The following is a 24,804-nucleotide window of genomic DNA, read 5'->3' as shown; positions in this document are numbered from 1 at the left end:
TTTCAGGGGGTATCATAATGTTATCAAGATATAAAGCAATAATTTCATTACTTGAGAATGGTGTAACTCAATTACCAATAACTTCAATACAGGTCAAAAACATTATTAAAAAATATGGATGGGATATAGTAGAATACAGTCTTGAATCAAATATACATATTAAATTGCTTGATAAATATAATGTATTGTCCATTGCGGAACGTAGCAAAGCCTTTACGGTTAAGAGTATAGATGAACAGCTCGTATTTATTCGCGCCGGTTTGTCCGCTAACGATAGACGATTATTGCTGGCTCATGAACTGGGTCATATAGTGTTAGGTCATATGTCTGACTGTAGTGTATTAGGATATACACCCGCCGGATTAATTGACGAAGGTCAGGAAGACGAAGCAAACGAATTCGCACTTGAATTTCTTGCGCCTACTTGTATTTTGTCACAAAAGCGTATAAATACGCCTCAGCTTATATCAGCAGCGACGTTACTAGACGATAAACGCAGCCGTCTGGTAGCTGATGAAGTTCGTAATCACAAAAAACATACAGATTATGAAGCAAAACTATGTAATCAATTTAACGAAATAAAAGAAAAAAATATAAAAATCAGATATATTGTTGTGGCAATAATAACAGCGTTAATACTAGTAACTGCTACAATAACAGTTAACTATAAAAGTCAAGAAAATATAGAACAAACACAAGTAATACAAGAAGCGACGCCGACATCTGAACCTCAAATAATGGACATTGACGTAGTAGTTACAAAATCAGGTCAAAAGTTTCACACGCCAAACTGTAAACATATAAAAGACAAACCTAACCTAATACATATGACAATCAATGAAGCCATACAAGCTGGCTATGAGGCGTGTGAAGATTGTAAACCTGATAACTATTAAAATATATAATAAGAGACATTCTTATAAACACATTTTATATTAAAGATTTAAATATTATGTTACAATATAACAATTATAAGAATAAAAGTATATAACTATTATATATTTTTGCTGTCGCCCCCTATACGGGTGCGTGTATTGAAAAGAATATTGAAAGGAGACGCACCCTGGTGGGGGTGTATTGAAATAAATATATGAATGGTGAATACTGTATATATTTAAGAAAATCGCGCTCGGATGAAAATAATCCTAATGTAAGTATGGAAGAAACATTAGCGAGACACGAAAAAACACTTCTCACGCTAAGCAAACAAATGAATTTAAATATAACCAAAATATACCGTGAAGTTGTGTCTGGCGATACAATAGCTTCACGGCCGGTTGTGCAGGAACTCTTAGCAGACGTCGAATCAGGCATATGGTCCGGCGTGCTTGTTATGGAAGTTGAAAGATTAGCAAGAGGTGATACAATTGACCAAGGTATTATAAGCCAAACTTTTAAATACAGCGACACCAAAATTATCACCCCTATAAAAACCTATAATCCAAATGACGAATATGATGAGGAATATTTTGAATTTGGGTTGTTCATGTCAAGACGTGAGTATAAAGTTATTAATCGCCGTCTGCAGCGTGGAAGAGAAGCGTCAGTTAAAGAAGGAAACTACCTTGGTTCAGTGCCGCCCTACGGTTATAAAAGGGTGCCAAATCAGGACGGAAAAGGATACACGCTAGAGATTAATAAAGATGAGGCAGAAACTGTAAAGCTTATATATGAAATGTATACAAATGGTATACCAAATGATATAGGAGTGTGTGAACGGATAGGAATATCAAAAATAGCAAAGAAATTATCACAAATGGGTATAAATCCACGAAAATCAAAAACATGGTCTATTGCAACTATAAAAGATATACTTAAAAACCCTGTTTACATTGGTAAAACAAGATGGGGTAACAGAAAGGCCATTAAAAAAATAGTAAACGGGAAAAAAATAACTATGAGACCTAGAGCAAAAGATTTCATACTTGAGGACGGAAAACATCCGGCAATAATAACAGAAGATGTGTTCAACACAGCTCAGTATTATATGAGTAAAAATCCCGCCAAACCTATAGGTGAAAATAGAAAAATAACAAATCCTCTTGCCGGACTAGTAGTATGTTCAAAGTGCAATCATAAAATGATAGCAAGACCTTATAGCAATAACACTCCAACAAGTTTATTGTGTACGACCTTAGGCTGCCAAACTGTTGGAACAGCTCTCCACTATGTGGAGGACAGAATAATTGAAGCCCTATATAATTGGTTAAACAAATATACATTGAACATAAAACCATGTAACACTATTCAAAATAGCAGTTATGAAAAACTAATGCTTAACAATTTAAATGCGATACAAGATGAAATCATAACTCTTAATAAGCAAATGGATTCACTATATGATTTTTTAGAACAGGGTGTATATACAACTGAAATATTTATTGAACGCTCAAAAAAAATTTCGGATAAAATGTCTGAACTAAAAGAAAATGAGGATAACATAAAAAACGAGCTGTCAAAAAGCAAAAAACAGACAGCAATAAATAAAGATTTTATACCAAAGTTAAAAAATATACTGGATACATATTATGAGATTAGTGACCCTGAAATAAAGAATCAGATGTTAAAAGAGGTAGTTGAAAAAGTTGTATACACAAAAGAAAAACGAGGCACAAAAAAAACACCGGATAAATTTGAAATAACAATATATCCCAAATTACCGAACACACAAATATTAAGCCTGCCAAAATAAGGCAGGCTTAAAAAACCTGCATACTCGTTAGTTGCAAGTATCTCCAACGTGGCGGGACGTATTCCTCGGTTCCAATATCCGTAAGCAAAGCCTTTGTCATACCGTTTGGCATAGCAAAACGCTGTGATAAATATCTGAGCGACGCAGCAAGTTCGCCATTAGGACCGCCTAATTGTATTATATAATAAATCTTATATAAATCTTTATCCTTCTTTTATCCTTAGTTGTCTGCTTCTTTCGGGCAATCTATTATTATATTGTTTTCCACAGCTGCAAATAATATGAAACGCATAATTTACTACTTTATTTCTATCTATGTAAAACAGCTCCTTTTTACACCGTCTGCAAACAGCCACTCCATTTATAATATCTATATAATAATTTTCTGTTGTATCAGGATTGCCTTCTTCTGTCCTATAAACAACCTCAGCTCCGCATTTACATAAATAAACTAAAAACAAATATTTATAATCTCTCAATATTATTCGTCCTAAACGTTCGCCGCATTGCGTACAAAAAACTTGACCATAATTTTGTCTTCCGATTCTAATATTACGTCTGTATGCTTCCCTATGCAAATATATCACTCCCAAAAAACTATATGTAATACCTATTTTAAATATCCTTCTTTGTCTTTTATTATTAAACTGACAAAATATAGGATATTTTATCAAAATTCTCAACATTTCAAAAGGAAACGTATTGCTCAAATTATATATTTTGTAACTAAATTTTACTGCAATTTTTAGAAATTGATATATCTATTTTATATAATATACTCATTTTATAATTTCAACTTATTTTTTTGCAATAAACACTAATAATATATATATTATAATTAGTTCTATTTATCCACTATTCACTTTATATTATTATTTTTTATATACGTATTATACTCGGGTTTCCAAACTGCTTTCTGTAATCCATTGCTCACGTATTCAGAAAGAGGACAGGCAATATGTTCAATAAAATCTATACTATAATCATATGGTTTAGTACTGCCATCAGACAATATTACTGATGAACTTGCAGACCATGGCTTTATATTCCATTTTTTTCTGTTTGAAATATCATTATTTTTTATTCCATTTTCTTTCATAAAACCACCTCTGTTAAAAAATATACTTATAACTGCTTATCCAATATAACTCTAAAATCTATATTTTTATAAAAAACAAATTTATAAAGTTCATATTGACTTAATTAAATACAATATTTTTTACAGAAATATAAGCTCTAATCTAATCTGAATTTTTGTGTTATCTAAAATGGATTTTTTATATATTTTTTAATGTATTATGATTGTTAGATACAAAACCGTCATATTCTTTATAGTGTACTTGTATATATTATTTAAATAATCACAATTTTCTTTTTATTATATCTAACAGAATTCTGTAAATCAGGTGAATTTATGAAAACAGCAGCTTGCTATATTCGAGTATCAACTGAAGACCAATTGGAGTTTTCCCCAGACGCTCAGCTTCGGGCTATGAGAAAGTATTGTGACGAAAACGACTTATTGCTGCCGGATGAGTTTATTTATATTGATGAAGGAATCAGCGGCCGCAATGCAAAAAAACGCCCTGCATTTCAAAATATGATAAAAAAGGCTAAATCAACCCCAAAACCATTTGATGTAATTTTAGTACATAAATTCGACCGCTTTGCCAGAAACCGAGAAGACAGTGTTGTATATAAATCTTTATTAAGGTCTGAGCTAGGCATTCAGGTATTATCAATAACAGAAAATATCGGCGATGACAAAATGAGTGTAATTATAGAGTCAATGCTTGAAGCCATGGCTGAATATTATTCTCTCAATCTTTCTGACGAAGTAAAAAAGGGAATGAGCGAAAAAGCGAAAAAAGGCGGCGTACAAACAAAACCATCTTTCGGATATACGGTTGTTGACAATAATTTTTCACCTATTGCTGAAGAAGCTGTTATAGTAAAAAATATATTTAAAAGATTTGTTTCGGGTGAGTCATTCGGACAAATTGCAGCTCGTTTAAATTCACTTGGGTTACACACTAAACTTGGAAATCCTTTTAGGAAAAGAACTATCGAATATATAATATCCAATCCAGTATATACCGGAACTTTAAGATGGACTCATAACCGAAAATCCGAAAATATTAATGACACTATTTATTTAGAAAATCAACATGAACCTATTGTTGAAAAAGACTTATGGATTAAGGCACAGAAACGTTATAATAAAATAAAGACTATTAACCGTAAATATTTGAAAGACCAAGCTGACAAGTCATACTGGCTCAGCGGTCTGTTGGTTTGCGGCAGCTGCGGCTGTACACTCGCACGAAGCGGAGATTATTTGCAGTGCTGCGGATATATTAAGTCCGCCTGCAATGTCTCACATTCAATAAGTATAAAAACTGCTGAGAAAATAGTTTTAGAACAATTAAAAGCAGACTGCTTAAAAGCAGAATCAGCTCAGATAATAAAAAACGCAAATACAAAAAATAATGATGAAGTATTGTTATATAAAAAAGCTGAAAAACGCTTAAAAAAATCATTAGACAGAGCTAAAGAAGCATATCTCTCGGGAACAGACACTTTAGAAGAATACAGTAAAAACAAAATAGGTCTGCAAAATAAACTCAAAGAAATACAAAATAATTCAATTTGCAGCATAACAGATAATTATAAATATATTAAACGTGTAAAAGATATTTTGGATTTCATTCAGGATAAAGATATTTCCGACACCGATAAAAATAACGCATTAAAACAGATTATTGCAAAAATAGTTTATATTAAACCGGAAAAGCATCTGGAAATTATATATTACTAATTTATTATAAAAAACAATTAGGACCGCCGTATTGGCTTACAATATAGTTAGCAAGGCTAGGATTCGTAGTTTTTATATTTACTGGATATTGTAATTTTTTTTGATAATTCCACATATATTCTTCCCTCCAGATTATGTGTTAAGTTAAACAATTATTTTTATAAAAGTAATTAAATAAATATTGTCATTGGCTTTTTTGTCATGCCTGAATATAGTTATCAAACATTATCCCACGGCCATGGTTCTTCAATCCAATCAAAACATTCTGTGTTAGTCACATTCATAGTAGTTAAAGGACCAAACTTTTCCTCAAACTCTTTACTTAATTCCTTTGCCTTATCAGCCATTCTTCTGTGCATCATAAGGCCATCTCTATCATTCGGATGAGTATCCAAATATAGGTTCCATTCTTTTTCCGCAAAGCTATAGGCGGATAATTTTTTTAATAACTCTTCTCTCGCATTCATATTACATTCCTCCGTTTTTAAAAATTATGTCGCCTTTTGTTTGCTTTCCATACACACCCATAGGTTTATTTAAAATAGGGAATATAGTTCCTTCCTTAAGACCGTACTCAGGATCAAACAAATTTCTCATTTCGGCCTGCTGCATGGGCACATAGGCATAGCCAACAAGCGGCATTTCAAGAGGCACGGTTTCATTTGCAAATGGCATAAAATCATTCCTTTCAAATTAGTTGGCTCGAATAATTAATTAATATTTTGTTTCGTCAAAAATTGACATCTCAAGCCTGATATATTATATGATTATATAAGTAATTTGTGCTAGAAGCCTTTAAGGAATATATTATTTACATATACAAATACCGGCAAGATAGTATTTAGGAGATTAATTCAAAACAGTTCACTAAGATTGTGGTAAAAGCTATAATAAAAAATCAGTATATAAAAAACACTGTAACCAATTAAAATTTGATTACAGTGTTTTTTAATATCATACTATTTTTATAAGACGGTATCTTAACCGTTTATCCAGTATTTTATATCATTTTTTTAAGAATTCGCGTATTGCCTTTTCAACCATATCAACCTCTTTTTTAAACTCATTTGCCGACACCCTGTATGCACCATTACCAAGGATTATTAACTGTTCCAGTCCGTCAGAAGTCGCTACTCTAACTCTATGTTTTTTACTTAGCTGATGAGATACCTTCTCAATATACATATCGGCAGTTTCCTTTTCTTTGGTATAAACAATATTTATATTGTGATATTTTTCAATTTCGCCCGGGTTATTTTTGACCTTATAAGCGTCAAACACTAATATTACCTGACACTTACAAAATCCCTGATAGTTACACAAAATATTTATAAGCTTGTGCCTAGCCATATCTAAATTTTCATCAGCATATTCTTTCAAATTATCCCAAGCATATATAATATTGTATCCGTCAACTAATAGATAATCCTCGCCCTGTTCTTTTTTAGGTTTATTCTTTATCGGCTTATTGTTGTTAACATGAGACTTTTTTGTATATAACACAGAATAGGTATCCCGTTTTATAGGTCCGTAAGTGTTTTCAAATATTTTCATTAATTCTTTATCAGTTACAACACTGCTGATATATTCTGATGTCCTTTTCTCTGAAACATCAATTTCTTTTTGTAAACCATCTATATCAAAACCACTGTCAACATGCATATAATCCCGAACTTCATTCCATTTCACAACAAATCCCGCTCCATGAGAACAAAATACAGAATCAGCAGTATTTTCAATATCTCTTTCACTGTCATATCCGATTTTTTCAATGACTTCATCGGAATTATTACATAGCTCATAGCCGTTTGGCAAACATGTAAGTCTTCCTCTGCCTTTTGTATACATACTGACTTCACTTTGATACTCCATCATCCCGGACACCGGCGCAAATCCTGAAATTACTGTCATATCAACGCCATTATTCTCCGGCTGTGAAAATCTTCCTCCCATCTGCTGTATATCCGTCATTGCTCTGCCTATAGAATCAGTCGGAACTTCTAATTTAAACTCATACCAAGGTTCCAGGAGAATGTTCTTAGTCATTTTTAAGCCCTGTCTGACAGCCCTATACGTTGCCTGCCTGAAATCTCCGCCTTCAGTATGTTTTTGATGAGCCCGTCCGGCCACTAGTGTAATTTTTATATCAGTGATTGGGGAACCGGTTAATACACCTATATGAGTCTTTTCTTTTAAATGCGTCATAATCAGTTTTTGCCAATTTTTATCCAGTTTATCTTCATTGCACTTATTATAATACTTTATTCCGCTGCCCCGCTTTCCCGGCTGAAGAAGCAAATGCACCTCTGCATAATGTCTGAGAGGTTCATAATGACCAACGCCTTCAGTCTGTTCCGCAATTGTTTCACGATATGCTATATTTCCTCTTACAAAGTCAATTTTCATTCCAAATCTGTCAAAAACTATTTGCTTCAAAACCTCAAGCTGTACCTCGCCCATAAGTTGTATGTGTATTTCCTGAAGCTGTTCATTCCACATAACATAAAGCTGCGGCTCTTCTTCTTCAATCTTTCTCAAGTTTGAAAGAGCGTTATGCAAGTCAATATCAGAAAGCAATTCAACTTTATAAGAAAGAACAGGCGTTAATAGAGCAGATTGAGAATTCTCTTCATCTCCCAGCCCCTCTCCCGGATAAGTGTTTCCAAGACCGGTCACAGCGCAGATTGTTCCGGCCTTAACTTGTTCAGCTGCATGAAACTTTGTTCCTGAATATATCCTTATTTGGTCCACTTTTTCTGACCAGTTTTCTCCATCAGATGTTGTTCCGTCCAGAAGCTGCTTTACCTTTAAAGTTCCGCCTGTAATTTTTAAATGAGTTAAACGGTTACCGTTGCCGTCGTCTGATATTTTAAAAACCTTTGCCGCAAAATCACTTTTATAATTTATACTTTTTGTATACTTATCTAATCCTCTTAAAAACTCATCCACACCACTCAGCTTAAGCGCTGATCCAAAGAAACATGGAAAAACACAGCGTTCTGATATAGCCTCCTGAATATCAGATTCCTTAATTTCTCCCATATTTAGATACTGCTCCATTAATTTCTCGCTGCACATTGCTATATTGTCATAAAAAGCTTCTGAGCCAAAATCAGACGAGAAATCAACACAGCCATCGTCCAGTTTATCTCTTAAATTCAGAATTATATCTCTATGGCTGCTTTCAGCAATATCCATCTTATTAATAAACAAAAAACAAGGAACTTCGTATCTTTTAAGCAGCTTCCACAAGGTTTCTGTATGACTTTGAACCCCCTCAGAGCCGCTGATTACTAAAATAGCATAATCAAGAACCTGAAGGGTTCTTTCCATCTCGGTTGAAAAGTCCACATGCCCAGGGGTATCAAGCAGGGTGAATTCAGTATCATTAATGTTAAATACGGCTTGCTTAAGAAAAATAGTTATTCCTCTGTCACGCTCAATCGGGTGTGTATCCAAAAATGCATTGCGATGATCAACCCGTCCTAATTTTCTTATTTCGCCCGCCTGATATAATAGGCCTTCTGAAAGCGTAGTTTTACCTGAATCTACATGAGCCACAATGCCAATTGCAATTTTTTTCATATACTCTCCTACCTTGAAACTTTGAATAATAGCTATTTTAAATCACTGACTTTGGGAAGAGAAATATTATATTGCTTGCCGCAATCACATATAACATGAAAGCCACAATTAATGATTTTTCTTTTATCAATATAAAATAATTCTTTTCCACAGCGCCGGCACGATGCAATACCATTTTTAAGCTCTATAAAATAATTTTGCGTATTATCCGGATTTTCATATTTTGTTTGATATACAACTTCACATCCGCATTTGCATATAGACACAAGATATAAATATTTATAGTCTTTACTAATTACATGTCCAATCCGTTCTCCGCATTGAGTACAAAAGATTTGTCCATAGTTTTGTCTGCCCATTCTAATATTACGTTTATATGCTTCTCTGTGCAATTTAAATCCTCCTAAATAATACATAAATATTTGTTTAAATAACACAATCTTTTACCTTGTCTAACACATTAACTTGAATTATACTTAAAAAGTCAGTTATTTATATTTTATTTTTATTTGAAAGGCAGATTATTATGAAAAAGTCCATTGGTTTTATTTTGAATTTCCAGGCGCAGGAATGTGACGATATTGTTAAATATATTCACATTCAGAATAATAACGCTGATGATATATCAAATATACATATTGAAAACGGCTGCTGTACAGACATTGATATGGAAGACTTGTATTTCAAAAATACAATATTTGAGAACTGTACGTTTATAAATTGCAGTCTTAAAGACTGCAGCTTTAATAATGTTAAATTTCATAAATGCCTGTTTAAAAATTCAAATTTATCAAACGGATGGTATAAACAATGCTCTTTTGAAAACTCACAATATATAAGCACCGATTTTAAAAACAGTAATTTTAATAACGCTTGTCTTTATCAAACAACAACCAAATATTCTAACTTTAACCGTTCCGTCTTTAACAACATCATAATAAACGACTGCGATATGTCAGACACTTTTTTCTCAGATTGTTCATTTAAGAATACGGAGATAAAAGAGTCTAAATTTGTGCGCACTGAATTCTTTCAAACCAGTCTTGCGGGGCTGGACTTTTCAAATTCAATACTTGAAAGTATCATTATGTCAGACAATGCAAAGGAATTATCCGGAGCTAAAGTTAACAGTTATCAAGCAGCAGAGCTGTCAAAACTGCTTGGATTGATTGTTGTTGACTGATACATTAATAATATTATTTATATATATTATTTTAAAACATTTTCCCATTCCTTTTCTTTAAAGCCTATTAAAACCTTATCATCTTTTATAACAAGAGGGCGTTTTACAAGCATACCGTCTGTTGACAAAAGTTTTAACTGTTCTTCTTCAGACATATCATTTAACTTATCTTTTAATCCCATAGAACGGTACAGCATTCCGCTGGTGTTGAAAAACTTTTTTAGCTCCAATCCGCTCATATCATACCATTCTTTTAATTCATCAAAACTTGGATTATTTTCTTTTATATCCCGAACAGTAAAATTAACTCCATTTTCATTAAGCCATTTCTCTGCCTTTTTACATGTTGAACATTTTGGATAGCAAATAAATTTTATCATAACTCTGTTATACCTTTCTTTAGTTTCTATATTTTTATAAAATACTTTTTATCTAATAAACCTTCAATCTCTCACATATAAAACTAATAAATAATATTTTACCATACATATTAAAAAATGCAAGATAAATATTAGAATATATCGCACTATACCAACATAAAATTACTTCAGGAGGTGCGACAAAATGAGGATATGGTTCGTCGGTAAAAAAACTGGTATCGCCTTGGGCGCTATCGTAATTCTATTTTTTGCATTAATTTTATTTGGACATATCAATAAAAATTCTGCAGCCATAAGCGCTGCAAGCCCTAGCGACCGAGACTTACCAATATACTGCGTTGAAAAAGATGAAAATGACAAAAAAATTGCCATTTCATTTGATGCTGCCTGGGATAACTCTGATACGGAAACACTTAAGAACATTCTTGGAGAAAGAAATGTTAAAACTACTTTTTTTGTTGTTGGCGATTGGGTGGATAAATATCCTGATTCTGTAAAATCCTTATCAGACGCAGGACACGAGGTTATGAATCATTCATCAAAACATCCGCATATGACTCAAATATCAACCGACAAAATGAAAGCTGAACTTGACGACTGTGCAAACAAAATCGAGGCAATAACAGGCAGAAGACCAAATCTCTTCAGACCACCATACGGAGACTACAATAATGAAGTTGTTAAAACAGCTAGAGAGTGTGGCTATTACACAATCCAATGGAGTATTGACAGCCTTGACTGGAAAGATTTGAGCGCTGATGAAATATATAAAAGAGTAGTTCCTAAAGTTAAACCGGGCGCTATTGTATTATTCCATAATGCGGCTAAGCACACGCCGGAAGCACTACCTAAAATTTTAGATGACTTAATAGCACAAGGTTATGAAATAGTTCCTATATCGGAATTAATAATAAAAGATAATTATCAAATTGATGCAAACGGAATGCAGTACAGCACAAATAATGAAAAATCGGAGGTCAACAACAATGTCTGAAAGCACATTCACCGAAAGCAGCTACTATGACAATAATATTGTCACACTGGTGGGAAAAATAATTTCACCGCCTGAACTGTCACATGAAATCTACGGAGAAAAATACTATTCTACTCAGCTGGCCGTCAGCAGGCTCAGTGAAAAAATGGACTATATACCCATAACTATCTCAGAACGCCTATTCGGTGAATATTATCCTACACCTAACGACCATGTTAAGATTATAGGTCAATACCGTTCTTATAATAATTATTCCGGCGTCGGAAACAGGCTTATATTAACAGTTTTTGTTAAAGAAATACTTTATATTTCAGAAGCTGACGAAGAAGATTTTGAAAAGTCAAAATCTATGTCCAACGTAAACCCAAATCAAATATACTTAAACGGGTTTATTTGCAAAGAGCCAACCTATAGAACAACCCCATTTAACCGCGAAATATCTGACGTATTGCTCGCCGTAAACCGTTCATACAAAAAATCTGATTACATACCGTGCATCGCATGGGGCAGAAACGCAAAATATGTACAGTCGCTGTCTGTGGGTACAAATATAAAAGTTTGGGGAAGAATACAGAGCCGGGAATATCAAAAACATATAAGCGAAACAGAAGTAGTCAATAAAACCGCATACGAAGTTTCAATCTCAAAATTAGAAATAGTAGAATAGAAAAAGGGTGGCTAAACAGCCACCCTTTGTTGTCATTTTCATCACACTCATCATATCCACTGACAAAGCTCAAAACTCTGCGTCCTATATGCTTTAGATTTAACTTCCATTGCTGCCCCTGCAGCAATCAACATCTTCCAAATATCTAAATACATCGACGAAAACTTCAAATAATACTTTTCAAACAATCATTGCCAGCAATCTGTGAGTTAATTGACACAGCCAAGACATATTAAGCTATCCGACTTGTCAAACTATTTGTTTATTTCAAACTCTTTCGGAGCCCTCGCACTTGCTCAAGCGACCAATAGTTAAATAAACATATTTACGAGTCCAAATACTCATCCTCTACAAGCGTGCTTAACTGTTATGCTTGCTCGTATTCATCTATTGAGATAAATACGAGTGCGTCAATCTGTGAATCAACTGACTCTTCTTGAGTCATCCACACATCGCATCACCTCCGAAACAGCCACTTTTATAAATAGCCGTGCTTTGTGTTTTTAACTCCCCATACGATTTATCACAGCTTTGTTCCGCTATAAAGTTTAATTAATAACGAAAAGTTTATAAACTAACATAATAATAAATCTTTAACCTTTTTATCAACTTATTAAAATCTTTCAGCATTACATTTTAATTCAAGTATCAAAACAATTTTTATAAAACTATTAAACACACATCATCAAAACTTCTCTGCATTGTTAGTTAAAACTTTCATTTTTAAACTTACATCCTCATCATAAACTCGGTAAAACTTCCAGTTTAAATGCGAGTTTGTGGAAACCATATAAGAGCTATAAAAAATTCATTTGCTCTTGTTCCTGATAAATCTATGAGATCGATAAATAAAGAAATATAAAAATCATTCCATCTTTTTAAGATTTTCCTAATCAACATTAATATTAATTTAAATTTCTAAGTCAGCCATTTAGCAATACATTAAACTCAAAATATTACAAGACGCAGCCGACAAATAGTTTCTAAATCAAAGTCCAAATCCTCAACCAAAATAATATATTAGATTTGAATTCAACTTTTCATTTCTCTTCTGAAAAGTCTGCTGTTTAAATTTCATTTCAATACATAAACAAATACACAAAAAACAAAATAATAAACAAATGAAAATCTTAAATCAGCTCATTACTATAAAAATCATCTTTAAACAGTTTATCATACCAGTATCAAAATTTGACTTAGTATGTGTGAACTTTAAGATTGGTAAGCTTTATATTTACTTCCCTTATCTTGGTTTTATTATACACCCGTATTCCTATTTTGTCAAGATTTTTAATAAAAAATATTCAAAAATTCTAAGGCCAAAAATCTACGTTATACTGCCACTTTTTAGTTCTAAACAGACATATGTATATTTTTATAAAAAAGAAAATAAAATTACTGCAAAATACTATATATATTTCTAAAAATCCAAAAATATTACTGTATTCTTGCCATATAAAAATAATAATATTTTAAATCACAAAAATAAATATTAATATCTAATTAATTGTGCAATATAAACAATAAGTGAGTAATATAATAAAACACTATTTAATCAAATAAAACAGGAATATAATCGTTTATTTTCAAACTAATTTCTGTTACCATGCTGTCAAAAGCAATAATTTTTACTCCGGATTCAGATGCTTTCTTCAAATCCTTTGCAAAAGTTAAATCTGTTCTTATATTAGGTTTAAAAACCTTAACACCGGACATTTGTATAATGAATACAACATAAGCGTCATATCCGTGTCTTACAGAATCACTTAATTCCACAAGATGTTTTCTTCCTCTCTCTGTTGGTGCGTCCGGAAACATCGCTGTACCATTTTCTTCAAGCGTAACCCCTTTTGTCTCAGCAAATATTTTTTTGCCGTCTGCTTCAATATAAAAATCAAACCTTGACGTTCCATATTTTGTCTCCGGTTTTACTAACTTAATATCATTAAATAATTTGTTTTCGTTAAGCCATTCATTAAAAACCTTATTGGAAGCTTGACTGTCTATATTTATCAAATTGTCACCCTTATATACAGAAATCAAATCATACTTAGTCTTTCGGTTAGGATTTGAAGATACCTCCAAAAAAACAGATGCGCCGGGAACAAGCAGCTCCCGACACCTTCCTGTATTTTTCACATGACACATCTGTTCAGCTCCGTCAACATCGACAATTGCAATAAATCTATTTGGTCTTGAAACAAACCTGCCTGATACAACATTATTATATATCACTATATATTCACCTTATAAATTCTTATTTACTCAGTAACAGTACTATCCCATATACTTAAAATTTTCTCTGCCGTATTTTTAAAATTATCCTCACTATTTGTCTCTAATATCGCATTAATCACCGGAGTATATTTTTTAGCATACTTAAACAGATACTCATAATCAAAAACGCCGTCTCCAGCCAGTCTTCCTTCTTTTTTTCCGTCTATTACTTCATAATCTTTAAAATGAAGAATACCTATTCTATCACCGTATAGACTGTATACTTCATCAACTATTTTATGCTGTTCATCCCTATCATTCATATCTGAAATATTTACAGGATCATATATAATAGTAACATTCGGAGAATCTATTTCGTCAAGGAATCTCTTTGTCATTTTAGGGTTAAACATACTATGTTTTGTTACAGTCTCTACCCCGACAATACTTCCTAAGTTTTCAGCACAGTCAACTATTTCGCGCATACTTTTAAAGAATCGCTGATAATTCTCTTCTGTATGAGTTTCTTCAAATGTATTATAAAACCCTGTTTCTGTTCCAACCATATCACAGCCTAAATATTTAGCAAATTTCAGATGAGCTTTAAACCACTCAACTTCTTCTTTTCTTTTAGCTTCATCCGGATGAACCGGGTTTATGTAACACCCCAAAACCGACACTCTGACTCCGTGTTCCGCAAGAGTGTTTTTGATATAGCACCCGAGTTCCGGAGTAAGGATACTATTCTGCCAATTTATATCTTTAAAAGACTTTTTTAAAGCCAGCTGAACGTGAGCAGCGCCGGCCTCTTCAAGGATTTTTGCCAGGCTCTCAATATCAGTTGCCTTAGTATCATGACCTCTCATTCCAAAATTTAACTTATTAAACATGTTAACACCTCAAATTCAATATTATATTTTCGCCGCTATTCTATGTATTTTATAATACTAATAACTACATATAATAGATTTCGGCTCTCAGTATTATGAATAATTATATATCAAGATTTTAATTTTGTACACTGAAATTTTGTTATTTATAACATTTTTTCAGTTGTCTTACAATAAATTTCTTGTCTATTTCATATCGTTGTTATAAAATACCCATTGGAAAGAATTATATATTTTCTCTTGGAGGTTTTTATATTGAGTAAGCAAAGATTTTTAGAAATAGCTAAAAAAATGGCGGATACTGTCATGAAAGATAATTCACCTATAATAAGTAAAAAATGGCAGTATGACTGCGGACTTACCTTGCTCGGAATTGGCTCGGTATATGAAGAAACAAACGACAATAGATATTTTGATTATATCAAAGAGAGTATGGACTATTTTATCAACGAAGACGGAACTATAAATACATATAATCCAACAGTATATAACATAGACCATATAAATAACGGAAAAGACTGCTTTTGGCTCTACAATAAAACAGGCGAAGAAAAATACATCAAGGCCGTTGAGTTATTAAAGTCACAGCTCAAAACCCATCCTAGAACGGAGTCTGGCGCATATTTCCACAAGTTGATTTATCCTAATCAAATATGGCTTGACGGATTATTTATGGGTGAACCGTTCTGTGCTCAATATGCAAAAGAGTGTAACCATCCTGAAAATTTTGATGATATAGTAAAACAATTTGTGATTGCGGAGAAAGCTACTTATGAACCGCGCTGCGGCTTATATGCACATGCTTGCGACGAATCAAAATCAGCCTTTTGGGCAGATAAGGCTACCGGACGTTCACTCAATGTTTGGGGCCGTTCATGCGGTTGGTTCTGTATGGCTATTGTTGATGTTCTTGACTTTATGCCTGAAGACCATCCCGGAAGACAAACTCTAATTAATATGTATAACAAGGTTATTTCAAATGTTGTTAAATATCAGGATGAAAGCGGCGTTTGGTATCAGGTTCTTGACAACAGACGCAGCGATAATTATAAGGAATCCACTTGCAGCTGCATGTTTGCTTATTCTATGAACAAAGCTATAAAAATGGGATATATTGATGAAGAAACTTATAAACCTTATCTCTTAAAAGCTGTTGACGGAATTTTTAACGAATTTATAAGAATTGACGGCGACTATGCTTATCTTAAAAACTGCTGTGCTGTTGCCGGTTTAGGACCGGATGACAATCACAGACGTGACGGAAGCCTTGATTATTACTTCAGCGAGCCGATTACTGAAAACGACTGTAAAGGTGTTGGACCATTCCTTCTGCTCGCCACAAATTATATTTATTAATTATTATAAAATAGCTCAAAGACAAATGTCTTTGTAATGGTCATCTATATTGCTGTATATTTGTGCAAATCCGGTGTTTTTGTTGAACTAAAGCAGGAGCAGTTGTTCAAGACTATTACTCAAACACATGATTTATTTGCATTGCAGTTTGGTTGCTGAGATTTTTTAACATTGATGACCGCTTTTTAATTTAAAATTTTAATCAACGTAAATATTAAAAAAGGCATGTATTCGCTTATGAATACATGCCTTAAATTTTTAGAAAAGTGATTTTCGAGAAATATTTAAGCAAAAAAGAATGACTCACTCAATCGAAGAAGCTGCCAGCGAGACTGACTAACTGGAGTTAAAACATCCCAAATCCCATTGAGACCAAAAATCAGTCTCTTCACGCATTGGTGGAATGTTTTAAAGCATTAGTTTTTTGCACACCGCCAAATTTTTCATAAGCATATCTACCCATTTTTTCACATTACTTTTTGCAGAGATACTATATTTGTTTGCTAAAAACTTGTATCCAACGCTCCCATTTGAATATTCCTGAACTATTTTCTTTTTTAATTCAAACTATATTTTGCTATAAAAAACCGACCTCCTAGTCGTTAGATTTTCGGTCTAACTTATGGTGGTCGGTTCAATACAAGGTCTTTTTATATTATTCATTGCAAGACTTAGTCTTTACTATATTTATTACTTTTAAATTAATATCTCTTTTACACGTGAAAATTTGATCTGCCATTTTCACTTAATATTATATTATTCATAAGAACACATACATCTCTAATCTACAGCTGTTCCATTGGAGTGTCCGGGTCATTAATACTCATATGTTTTACCCTATCTCTGACCTCAGCCTTTTTAGCGTCATTAAACCTATCCAATGTACCTGCCAAATAACCTGTTACTCTTCTTATTCTTTCTATACCAATAACTTCACCGTTTTCATCAGTATCAAGCGCACTTCTGCCGCACTTAGGACATTCATCGTTTATAATTCCGGTATATCCGCACACCGGGTCACGGTCAACAGGGTGATTGATACTGCCGTATCCTATACCGCATTCTTTCATAAATCGGATAACATTTTCAAATGCTTCTACATTTGTTGTGGGGTCGCCGTCAAGCTCAATATAAGATATATGTCCTCCATTTGTTAATGGATGATATGGAGCTTCCAATCTTATTTTCTCATATGCGCTGATAGGATAATATACAGGAATATGGAATGAATTTGTATAATATTCTCTGTCAGTTACCCCTTCTATAACCCCGAATTTTTCTCTGTCAATGTTGACAAATCTGCCTGAAAGACCTTCCGCCGGCGTTGCAATCAATGAAAAGTTCATTCCATACTTTTCTGTGGCTTCATCCATTCTTTTGCGCATATGCCCAACAATTTCAAGACCTAAATTCTGAGAGCGCTGAGATTCTCCGTGATGTTTACCGGTAAGCGCTTTCAAACATTCTGCAAGTCCAATAAATCCGGCTGTCAAAGTTCCATGTTTAAGAACTTCACCCACAGTATCATTGGGACCAAGCTTTTCAGAATCCAGCCATATCCCCTGGCCCATTAAAAACGGATAGTTTTTTACGGTTTTTGCAGCCTGAACCTTATATCTTGCCAAAAGCTGGTCGATTACCAAATCAATCTTTCTGTCGAGCTCATCAAAAAACCAATCTATACTGCCGTTGGCATTAATAGCAATACGCGGCAAATTTATCGAGGTAAAACTCAGGTTTCCTCTGCCATATGTTATCTCTCTTGATTTGTCATAGCTATTGGCAACAACTCTCGTTCTGCAGCCCATATATGTTGCTTCTGTCTCAGGATGACCCTCTTTATAATATTGAAGATTAAAAGGAGCGTCAAGGAAACTAAAGTTAGGAAACAAGCGTTTTGCAGACACACGACAGGCTAATTTAAACAGGTCGTAATTAATATCTTCTTTATTAAAGTTTATACCTTCCTTAACTTTGAATATATGAATCGGAAAGATAGGCGTTTCACCATTTCCAAGACCTGCTTCCTCCGCCAACAACAGATTTTTCATAACCATACGGCCCTCTTCGGAAGTATCGGTGCCATAATTAAGAGAACTGAAAGGAATCTGCGCTCCCGCTCTGGAGTGCATTGTATTGAGGTTATGGATTAAAGCTTCCATAGCTTGATAAGTTGCCCTGTCAGTCTCCTTTACAGAATTTTCTACTATAAATTTAACCGCTCTTTTAGCAGACTCATTACTCATCTTTTCTTCAAGCTTCTTAAGCAGAATTTCTCCATACTCTGCGGAACCGGCTAATGTCGGCTCAATTTTCTGCTCAGATTTTATGTCGGAAACGATTTGTTTAGCAGTGTCTTTTGCATTTTCGTCGCCGCTAAGCATTGCAAGAGCAGAAGATAGATTTGAAATAAATTTCTTCTTGTAGGTTTTTGCAACTCCCGGAGCCATACAAAAATCAAAGTTAGGTATACTTTGTCCACCATGCTGGTCATTTTGGTTTGACTGTATCGCAATACAAGCTAAAGCGGAATAACTTGCAATATCATTCGGCTCGCGCAAAAAACCGTGACCGGTTGAAAAACCATTTTTAAACAGTTTCAGCAAATCAATCTGACAGCATGTTGTTGTAAGCGTTAGGAAATCCAAATCGTGTATATGAATATCGCCGTTCCTATGAGCGGCAGAATGATGAGGATCTAATATAAACATATCATAAAAACGCTTTGCACCCTCGCTTCCATACCTAAGCATGGTTCCCATAGCAGTATCGCCGTCAATATTTGCATTTTCACGCTTTACGTTGTTATCCTTTGCCGATTTAAATGTCAAGTCCTCATAAACTTTCATCAGTTCAGTATTCATTTCTCTGACACGGCTTCTTTGAGCACGGTACAAAATGAATTCCTTTGCGGTTCTGGTATGACCATTATCAACAAGGACTTTTTCAACCGCGTCCTGCAGCTGTTCAACACCGGGTCTTTCTACACCAAGACAATTTTCAACATAATCCACAACCTGCTCGGCAAGTTCATCGGCCATACTATGGTCAGTACCACCAAGCGCTTCGGCAGCTTTATAAATGGCATTTGAAATTTTTACAACATCAAATTCCGCCTCGCGGCCATCCCTTTTAACAATAGTTTTAATCATTTCAATCCTCCAGAAAATATAATAACAAATTAAATATAATACAATATATGGTATACTCGTTCCAAAAAACGGAATATATATAGTATATCATTCTAAATAAAAGTGTCAATAGCAAAATAAATATTGAAACATAAAAGTAACAATTCAAATTTAAGTATAGAAATATTGACCTATAGTATGAATTTTTTATTCATTTCAAATTATAAAAAATACGTGACAATAAAAAAACTTTATGATATAATTTAATTTATGTTGCATATTGTAAAAGAATAGTTTTAAATCTATAATGGAGCAAAAATATGATTCTAAAGAATATTGAGATGCAGGGGTTTAAATCCTTTGCCGATAAAATCTATCTTGATTTTAATTCAGGTATCACAGCTATAGTCGGACCTAACGGTTCCGGAAAAAGTAATATCTCTGACGCTATACGCTGGGTTATGGGAGAGCAAAGCATTAAATCGCTGCGCGGAAGCAAAATGGAAGACGTTATATTTTCAGGAACCGAAAAGCGAAAGGCTCTCGGTTTTGCTGAAGTAACCTTAACATTGGATAATTCCAGCGGAATATTTGATATTGATTTTCCTGATCTTCAGGTAACCCGCCGTATATACAGGAGCGGTGAAAGTGAATATTACATAAATAAAACGACATGCCGCCTAAAGGATATTCATGAACTTTTTATGGATACCGGTTTGGGACGTGACGGATATTCTATTATCGGGCAGGGTCAAATAGATAATATTTTAAGCACAAAATCGGAGGACAGGCGCCAAATTTTTGAAGAAGCCTCCGGTATTTCAAAATATAAATACAGAAAAAATGAAGCTGAAAAGAAGCTCTCCCAAACCACTGAGAATCTTACCCGTGTTAAAGATATCCTGAGCGAACTTGAAAGTCAGCTTGAACCGTTGAAAAAGCAATCTGAGAAAGCAAAAAAATATCTTGTTCTTCACGAAGAAATGAAAGAGCTTGAAATAAACGTTTCAGTTATAAATATAGACAAAAAAAGAGAAATACTAGAAAAACTAAAAGAAGATATAGAAATATATGAAAATCAAATAAATGATATACAAACTCAGATAACAGAAAATGATGAAAAAATTTCTTTGATGTTTAAGGAATCGGAAGAAATAGATTTAAAATGTGAGAACTGCCGCACTGAGGACAGGAGTATTACAGAACTTATTCATGAGCACACAAATAATCTGAATTTATCTGAAAGCGATATAAAACATTCCGAAGATACTATAAGCAGATTTATCTCTGAAATAGATGATTATACCAAACGTATGGCCGAACTTGACAGCGAATCTAAAAGTTTAAAAGACAGTCTTCTTTCACTGACATCTCAAAACGACGCGTTTGAAAAAAGTTCATTAGAGCTGCAGGATTCAGCAAATCGCGCAGGAGTTGATGTGTCTGAAAAGAGTAAAGAAATCGAAGCACTGCATTCTGAAATACTTAAAAATACTACAAACGTTCAAAATATAGAAAATTCAATTGAAAACCAAAAAATACTTATTGATAACTTTAGCTCACGTTCTGATATTATAAAGCAGGAATTAAACCAAAAAGAATCAGACATTAATAATACAGCAAATCAGTTAAATAAACTTGAAAAAGATACAGCTGAAAAAGAAAATAATATTAATGACTTAAAAAACAAAATAAATCAGCTTGAAGAAAAATATGGTTCCAAAAATGTTGAGTTGCAGAAAGAGGTATCATTCAAAAACAAAAATAATATTAAATTGGGTCAAATAACCTCAAAACAAAAAATGCTCATCGACATGGAACGCGATTTAGAAGGATACAGCCGAGGCGTTAAGAATATTATAAAATCTTACCAACAGAAGAAATTATCAGGAATAACAATACACGGTCCGCTATCACAGCTTATAAAGGTTGATAAAAAATATATTACCGCAGTTGAAACGGCTCTCGGAAACACTGCTCAAAACATTGTTACCGATACCCCTGAAGATGCTAAAACTGCAATAAAATATTTAAAGCAGAATAATTTGGGCAGAGCGACTTTTCTTCCTATATCCACAATAAAAGCAAAAAATATAAACAACTCATCAGCCCAAAGTTATGATGGATACATTGGCACTGCTGACTCTCTTTGCAGCTGCTCCGATATATATAAGCCAATAATAAGCAGCGTACTTTCTTCCACAGTTGTAGTCGACACAATTGACAACGCAGTGAAAATGGGGAAGGGCTGTTCACACCGTTTCAGAATAGTAACTCTCGGCGGTGATATTATACAGGCAGGCGGTGCAATGACAGGCGGCAGCATAGCTAAGTCAATCGGTTCGCTCTCAAGAGCAAATGAAATTGAAAATTTAGCCGCCGAAATTTTAAAGGTAGAAAAAATAATAGAAACAAGCAGCTCAAAAATTAAAACGCTTTCTGTTGAAACAAATGATTTGATGGATGATATAAAAAACAACAATGAAAAGTTAATGGCATATAATGAAACATTGATAAAACTTGTATCAGATAAACATCATTTAAATGATGTATTAAATACTATGAGCAGTGATAAAAGTAAACTTTCAGAAGAATTAAGTGATTTGACCAATAAAATTAATAACATATCAAACGAAATATCTGAAAATAAAACTAAAATTCTTTCTATTAATAAAATTGTTGATGAATTAAAAATAAAGGCTGATAAAGAAGAAAAAACGTTTGCGGAACTGTCGGGCAAAAACGAAAAGCTCACTCGTACAATGCTCGACCTAAGCATTAAGAAAAACACAATTTTAAAAGACATTGAACAAACAAATGAAAAGATCCAGAGAGTTATCTCGGAGAAGGAACAAATATTGTCATCAATTTCAAACAGACAATCTGAAATTGAGAAGCTAAAAAATACAATTGAGGATTTGCGTAAAAATAAACTTGATTTTGAAAAAAATATTGAGAAAAATAAAAAACTTTTGCTTGATACCAGAACATCACTGGAATCTTATATTAAAAAGAGACAGGAAATCGACGACAAAATAAAAAGCCGGCAGGCTTCTGTCAACAACATAAGAGAAACCTTGTTTAATCTATCCGGGCGTCTTGCAAAAGCACAAACGAAATACGAAAACTCTGAAACTGAGCTTGAATCAATAATTAATCATTTATGGGAAGAATATGAGTTAACCTACAGCGACGCGTCAAACAGAGATTTGACCGGGTTCGATTTAAACAGCTCAATAAAAAGGATAACAGAACTTAAAAAGGAAATAAAATCTCTCGGGAATATAAATATTGATTCTATAGAAGAGTATAAGACTGTTAGCGAAAGGGTAGATTTTCTGACTGAACAGACAAACGATTTAGAAAAATCTAAAAAAGAATTGGTTCGTATAATAGACGAAATGCTTTTAATTATGAAAGAAAGATTTTCAGAACAATTTAAAATTATTAACGAAAACTTCAGCCGGGTATTCTCTGAGCTGTTTGGCGGAGGACAAGCTAATCTAAGTCTGTCAGACCCGGATAACGTTTTAGAAAGCGGAATTGAAATTGAGGCTCAGCCCCCCGGGAAAAAACTTCAAAACCTAACGCTGCTGTCAGGAGGAGAAAGAGCATTCACTGCAATAGCTCTTCTGTTTTCTATTTTAAACGTACGTCCTACTCCATTTTGTATATTAGATGAAATAGAAGCGGCGCTGGATGATGTAAACGTTTACCGATTTGCCGAATACCTAAAACAATACAGCCAAAACACTCAATTTATTGTAGTTACACACAGAAGAGGCACAATGGAATCCGCCAATATTTTATACGGCGTAACCATGCAGGAAAAAGGCGTTTCAAAATTATTAACATTAAATATTGACGAGGTGAGTAAATAATGGGATTATTTGATAAATTAAAGAAAAGTCTTGCAAAAACAAAGGAAAGTATAAATGAAAAATTTAATACAGTCTTAAAAACATTTAAGAAGATTGACGACGACTTATTTGACGAGCTTGAAGAGGTTCTTATTACATCCGATTTGGGCGTAAACACATCGATGGATATAATTGAAAAACTGCGCCAAGCTGCAAAAGAGAAAAAACTTAGAGACAGTTATGAATTAAAAAGTGAACTAAATAAAATAATGAGTGATATTTTAACAGAAGGCAGCGGTTCAAAAATTGAACTTCAAGGCACGCCGGCTGTTATAATGGTGATTGGCGTTAACGGAGTTGGCAAAACAACATCCATAGGCAAAATTGCAAATATGTATAGAAATCAAGGGAAATCAGTTTTGATAGCCGCCGCAGACACTTTCCGCGCCGCAGCAATAGAACAGCTTGAAGTTTGGTCAGAACGCGCCGGGGTTGATATAATTAAACAGCAGGAAGGTTCAGACCCAGCTGCTGTTATATATGACGCTGTAAACGCAGCTAAATCAAGAAATATTGATATTCTCTTATGTGATACCGCAGGACGGCTGCACAATAAGAAAAACCTGATGGAAGAATTGAAAAAGATTTATAAGATTCTTAACCGTGAACTGCCAAACTCCAGCAAGGAAGTTCTTCTTGTGCTCGACGCAACAACAGGTCAGAACGCTGTTCAGCAAGCCATACAGTTTAAAGAGGCCGCAGATATAACAGGAATTATTTTAACAAAACTGGACGGAACAGCAAAGGGCGGTATTGTATTGGCAATCAAGAATGATTATGACATACCCGTTAAATTTATTGGCGTTGGAGAAAAAATTGACGATATAGAACCTTTTGACCCTGTTGAATTTGTAAACGCAATTATAGACCCTGAAAATGAAGAACCGGTTGATGAAATAGTTGAATAGATTTTATTTAAACATAATTTACTATCATTACTAACTATTAAAATAAATTATAAGATTTTTTTG

Annotated in this window: 19 protein-coding genes and 2 pseudogenes; 9 read left to right on the top strand and 12 right to left on the bottom strand. The window is 33.7% G+C overall.

What is annotated here, in order from left to right; all coding sequences use genetic code 11:
- The first annotated feature begins 17 nt into the window (after window positions 1-17).
- Together B9O19_RS11505 and B9O19_RS11500 are read left to right on the top strand one after the other, a co-directional pair.
- Window positions 18-896 carry an ImmA/IrrE family metallo-endopeptidase gene (locus B9O19_RS11505; RefSeq protein WP_102366546.1) on the top strand — a complete coding sequence of 293 codons (879 nt, stop codon included), beginning with the start codon at window positions 18-20 and terminating at the stop codon, window positions 894-896.
- A 194-nt stretch (window positions 897-1,090) separates the two neighbouring features.
- On the top strand, window positions 1,091-2,692 hold the full coding sequence (locus B9O19_RS11500) for a recombinase family protein (RefSeq protein WP_102366545.1): 1,602 nt from the start codon (window positions 1,091-1,093) through the stop codon (window positions 2,690-2,692).
- Window positions 2,693-2,753: 61 nt separating this feature from the next.
- Here the strand turns inward: B9O19_RS11500 and B9O19_RS12320 are convergent.
- The 3 genes and pseudogenes from B9O19_RS12320 to B9O19_RS11485 form a co-directional block, all read right to left on the bottom strand.
- Window positions 2,754-2,879, bottom strand: a pseudogene (locus B9O19_RS12320) (manganese catalase family protein); the annotation flags it as partial.
- A gap of 16 nt (window positions 2,880-2,895) precedes the next feature.
- On the bottom strand, window positions 2,896-3,270 hold the full coding sequence (locus B9O19_RS11490; RefSeq protein ID WP_102366543.1) for a hypothetical protein: 375 nt from the start codon (window positions 3,268-3,270) through the stop codon (window positions 2,896-2,898).
- A 281-nt stretch (window positions 3,271-3,551) separates the two neighbouring features.
- Window positions 3,552-3,791: a hypothetical protein gene (locus B9O19_RS11485; protein WP_102366542.1), complete on the bottom strand. Its 240-nt coding sequence runs from the start codon at window positions 3,789-3,791 to the stop codon at window positions 3,552-3,554.
- 315 nt (window positions 3,792-4,106) lie between these two features.
- On the opposite strand from B9O19_RS11485, the gene B9O19_RS11480 reads away from it, so the two are divergent.
- Window positions 4,107-5,510, top strand: coding sequence for a recombinase family protein (locus B9O19_RS11480; RefSeq protein WP_102366541.1), 1,404 nt, complete (start codon window positions 4,107-4,109; stop codon window positions 5,508-5,510).
- A 16-nt stretch (window positions 5,511-5,526) separates the two neighbouring features.
- Here the strand turns inward: B9O19_RS11480 and B9O19_RS12315 are convergent.
- The 5 genes and pseudogenes from B9O19_RS12315 to B9O19_RS11455 all read right to left on the bottom strand — a co-directional run.
- Window positions 5,527-5,625 (bottom strand): annotated as a pseudogene (locus tag B9O19_RS12315) (manganese catalase family protein); the annotation flags it as partial.
- Window positions 5,626-5,728: 103 nt separating this feature from the next.
- Window positions 5,729-5,977: a spore coat protein CotJB gene (locus B9O19_RS11470; protein WP_102366540.1), complete on the bottom strand. Its 249-nt coding sequence runs from the start codon at window positions 5,975-5,977 to the stop codon at window positions 5,729-5,731.
- 1 nt (window position 5,978) lies between these two features.
- A complete protein-coding gene (locus tag B9O19_RS11465; RefSeq protein ID WP_245862950.1) occupies window positions 5,979-6,185 on the bottom strand; it encodes a spore coat associated protein CotJA in 207 nt (68 codons plus the stop codon).
- Window positions 6,186-6,515: 330 nt separating this feature from the next.
- Complete coding sequence (locus B9O19_RS11460; protein ID WP_102366539.1) at window positions 6,516-9,095, bottom strand: translation factor GTPase family protein; 2,580 nt, start codon at window positions 9,093-9,095, stop codon at window positions 6,516-6,518.
- 32 nt (window positions 9,096-9,127) lie between these two features.
- Window positions 9,128-9,487, bottom strand: coding sequence for a hypothetical protein (locus B9O19_RS11455; RefSeq protein WP_102366538.1), 360 nt, complete (start codon window positions 9,485-9,487; stop codon window positions 9,128-9,130).
- 134 nt (window positions 9,488-9,621) lie between these two features.
- On the opposite strand from B9O19_RS11455, the gene B9O19_RS11450 reads away from it, so the two are divergent.
- The gene (locus B9O19_RS11450) at window positions 9,622-10,278 is read left to right on the top strand and encodes a pentapeptide repeat-containing protein (protein WP_102366537.1); all 657 of its coding nucleotides are present in this window, start codon (window positions 9,622-9,624) and stop codon (window positions 10,276-10,278) included.
- A gap of 26 nt (window positions 10,279-10,304) precedes the next feature.
- Here the strand turns inward: B9O19_RS11450 and B9O19_RS11445 are convergent, their stop codons facing one another.
- A complete protein-coding gene (locus B9O19_RS11445; RefSeq protein WP_102366681.1) occupies window positions 10,305-10,655 on the bottom strand; it encodes an arsenate reductase family protein in 351 nt (116 codons plus the stop codon).
- Window positions 10,656-10,842: 187 nt separating this feature from the next.
- On the opposite strand from B9O19_RS11445, the gene B9O19_RS11440 reads away from it, so the two are divergent.
- On the top strand, window positions 10,843-11,652 hold the full coding sequence (locus B9O19_RS11440) for a polysaccharide deacetylase family protein (protein WP_102366536.1): 810 nt from the start codon (window positions 10,843-10,845) through the stop codon (window positions 11,650-11,652).
- A complete protein-coding gene (locus B9O19_RS11435; protein ID WP_102366535.1) occupies window positions 11,645-12,319 on the top strand; it encodes a single-stranded DNA-binding protein in 675 nt (224 codons plus the stop codon). The genes B9O19_RS11440 and B9O19_RS11435 overlap by 8 nt, the downstream gene beginning before the upstream one ends.
- Before the next feature lie 1,551 nt (window positions 12,320-13,870).
- Here the strand turns inward: B9O19_RS11435 and sfsA are convergent.
- On the bottom strand, window positions 13,871-14,554 hold the full coding sequence (sfsA, locus tag B9O19_RS11430; protein ID WP_102366534.1) for a DNA/RNA nuclease SfsA: 684 nt from the start codon (window positions 14,552-14,554) through the stop codon (window positions 13,871-13,873).
- Window positions 14,555-14,580: 26 nt separating this feature from the next.
- Window positions 14,581-15,426: a sugar phosphate isomerase/epimerase family protein gene (locus B9O19_RS11425; RefSeq protein WP_102366533.1), complete on the bottom strand. Its 846-nt coding sequence runs from the start codon at window positions 15,424-15,426 to the stop codon at window positions 14,581-14,583.
- A 255-nt stretch (window positions 15,427-15,681) separates the two neighbouring features.
- On the opposite strand from B9O19_RS11425, the gene B9O19_RS11420 reads away from it, so the two are divergent.
- Window positions 15,682-16,782, top strand: coding sequence for a glycoside hydrolase family 88/105 protein (locus tag B9O19_RS11420; RefSeq protein ID WP_207655129.1), 1,101 nt, complete (start codon window positions 15,682-15,684; stop codon window positions 16,780-16,782).
- 785 nt (window positions 16,783-17,567) lie between these two features.
- Here B9O19_RS11420 and B9O19_RS11415 read toward each other — a convergent pair.
- Window positions 17,568-19,934, bottom strand: a complete 2,367-nt coding sequence (locus B9O19_RS11415) for an anaerobic ribonucleoside triphosphate reductase (protein WP_102366532.1) — start codon at window positions 19,932-19,934, stop codon at window positions 17,568-17,570.
- 299 nt (window positions 19,935-20,233) lie between these two features.
- Between B9O19_RS11415 and smc the strand changes: the two genes are divergently transcribed.
- On the top strand, window positions 20,234-23,794 hold the full coding sequence (gene smc / locus B9O19_RS11410) for a chromosome segregation protein SMC (RefSeq protein ID WP_102366531.1): 3,561 nt from the start codon (window positions 20,234-20,236) through the stop codon (window positions 23,792-23,794).
- Window positions 23,794-24,741, top strand: a complete 948-nt coding sequence (gene ftsY / locus B9O19_RS11405; RefSeq protein WP_102366530.1) for a signal recognition particle-docking protein FtsY — start codon at window positions 23,794-23,796, stop codon at window positions 24,739-24,741. The genes smc and ftsY overlap by 1 nt, the downstream gene beginning before the upstream one ends.
- The last annotated feature ends 63 nt before the right edge of the window (window positions 24,742-24,804 follow it).

It is taken from the genome of Monoglobus pectinilyticus, from assembly GCF_002874775.1.
Classification (GTDB): domain Bacteria; phylum Bacillota; class Clostridia; order Monoglobales; family Monoglobaceae; genus Monoglobus; species Monoglobus pectinilyticus.
This window is presented reverse-complemented; position numbering and strand designations above follow the sequence as displayed.

Bases quoted from the DNA above. Each gene is read 5' to 3' on its own strand.
- B9O19_RS11505 (WP_102366546.1), top strand. From the start codon at position 18: ATGTTATCAAGATATAAAGCAATAATTTCATTACTTGAGAATGGTGTA.
- B9O19_RS11500 (WP_102366545.1), top strand. From the start codon at position 1,091: ATGAATGGTGAATACTGTATATATTTAAGAAAATCGCGCTCGGATGAA.
- B9O19_RS11485 (WP_102366542.1), bottom strand. From the start codon at position 3,791: ATGAAAGAAAATGGAATAAAAAATAATGATATTTCAAACAGAAAAAAA.
- B9O19_RS11480 (WP_102366541.1), top strand. From the start codon at position 4,107: ATGAAAACAGCAGCTTGCTATATTCGAGTATCAACTGAAGACCAATTG.
- B9O19_RS11470 (WP_102366540.1), bottom strand. From the start codon at position 5,977: ATGAATGCGAGAGAAGAGTTATTAAAAAAATTATCCGCCTATAGCTTT.
- B9O19_RS11465 (WP_245862950.1), bottom strand. From the start codon at position 6,185: ATGCCATTTGCAAATGAAACCGTGCCTCTTGAAATGCCGCTTGTTGGC.
- B9O19_RS11460 (WP_102366539.1), bottom strand. From the start codon at position 9,095: ATGAAAAAAATTGCAATTGGCATTGTGGCTCATGTAGATTCAGGTAAA.
- B9O19_RS11450 (WP_102366537.1), top strand. From the start codon at position 9,622: ATGAAAAAGTCCATTGGTTTTATTTTGAATTTCCAGGCGCAGGAATGT.
- B9O19_RS11440 (WP_102366536.1), top strand. From the start codon at position 10,843: ATGAGGATATGGTTCGTCGGTAAAAAAACTGGTATCGCCTTGGGCGCT.
- B9O19_RS11435 (WP_102366535.1), top strand. From the start codon at position 11,645: ATGTCTGAAAGCACATTCACCGAAAGCAGCTACTATGACAATAATATT.
- B9O19_RS11425 (WP_102366533.1), bottom strand. From the start codon at position 15,426: ATGTTTAATAAGTTAAATTTTGGAATGAGAGGTCATGATACTAAGGCA.
- B9O19_RS11415 (WP_102366532.1), bottom strand. From the start codon at position 19,934: ATGATTAAAACTATTGTTAAAAGGGATGGCCGCGAGGCGGAATTTGAT.
- smc (WP_102366531.1), top strand. From the start codon at position 20,234: ATGATTCTAAAGAATATTGAGATGCAGGGGTTTAAATCCTTTGCCGAT.
- ftsY (WP_102366530.1), top strand. From the start codon at position 23,794: ATGGGATTATTTGATAAATTAAAGAAAAGTCTTGCAAAAACAAAGGAA.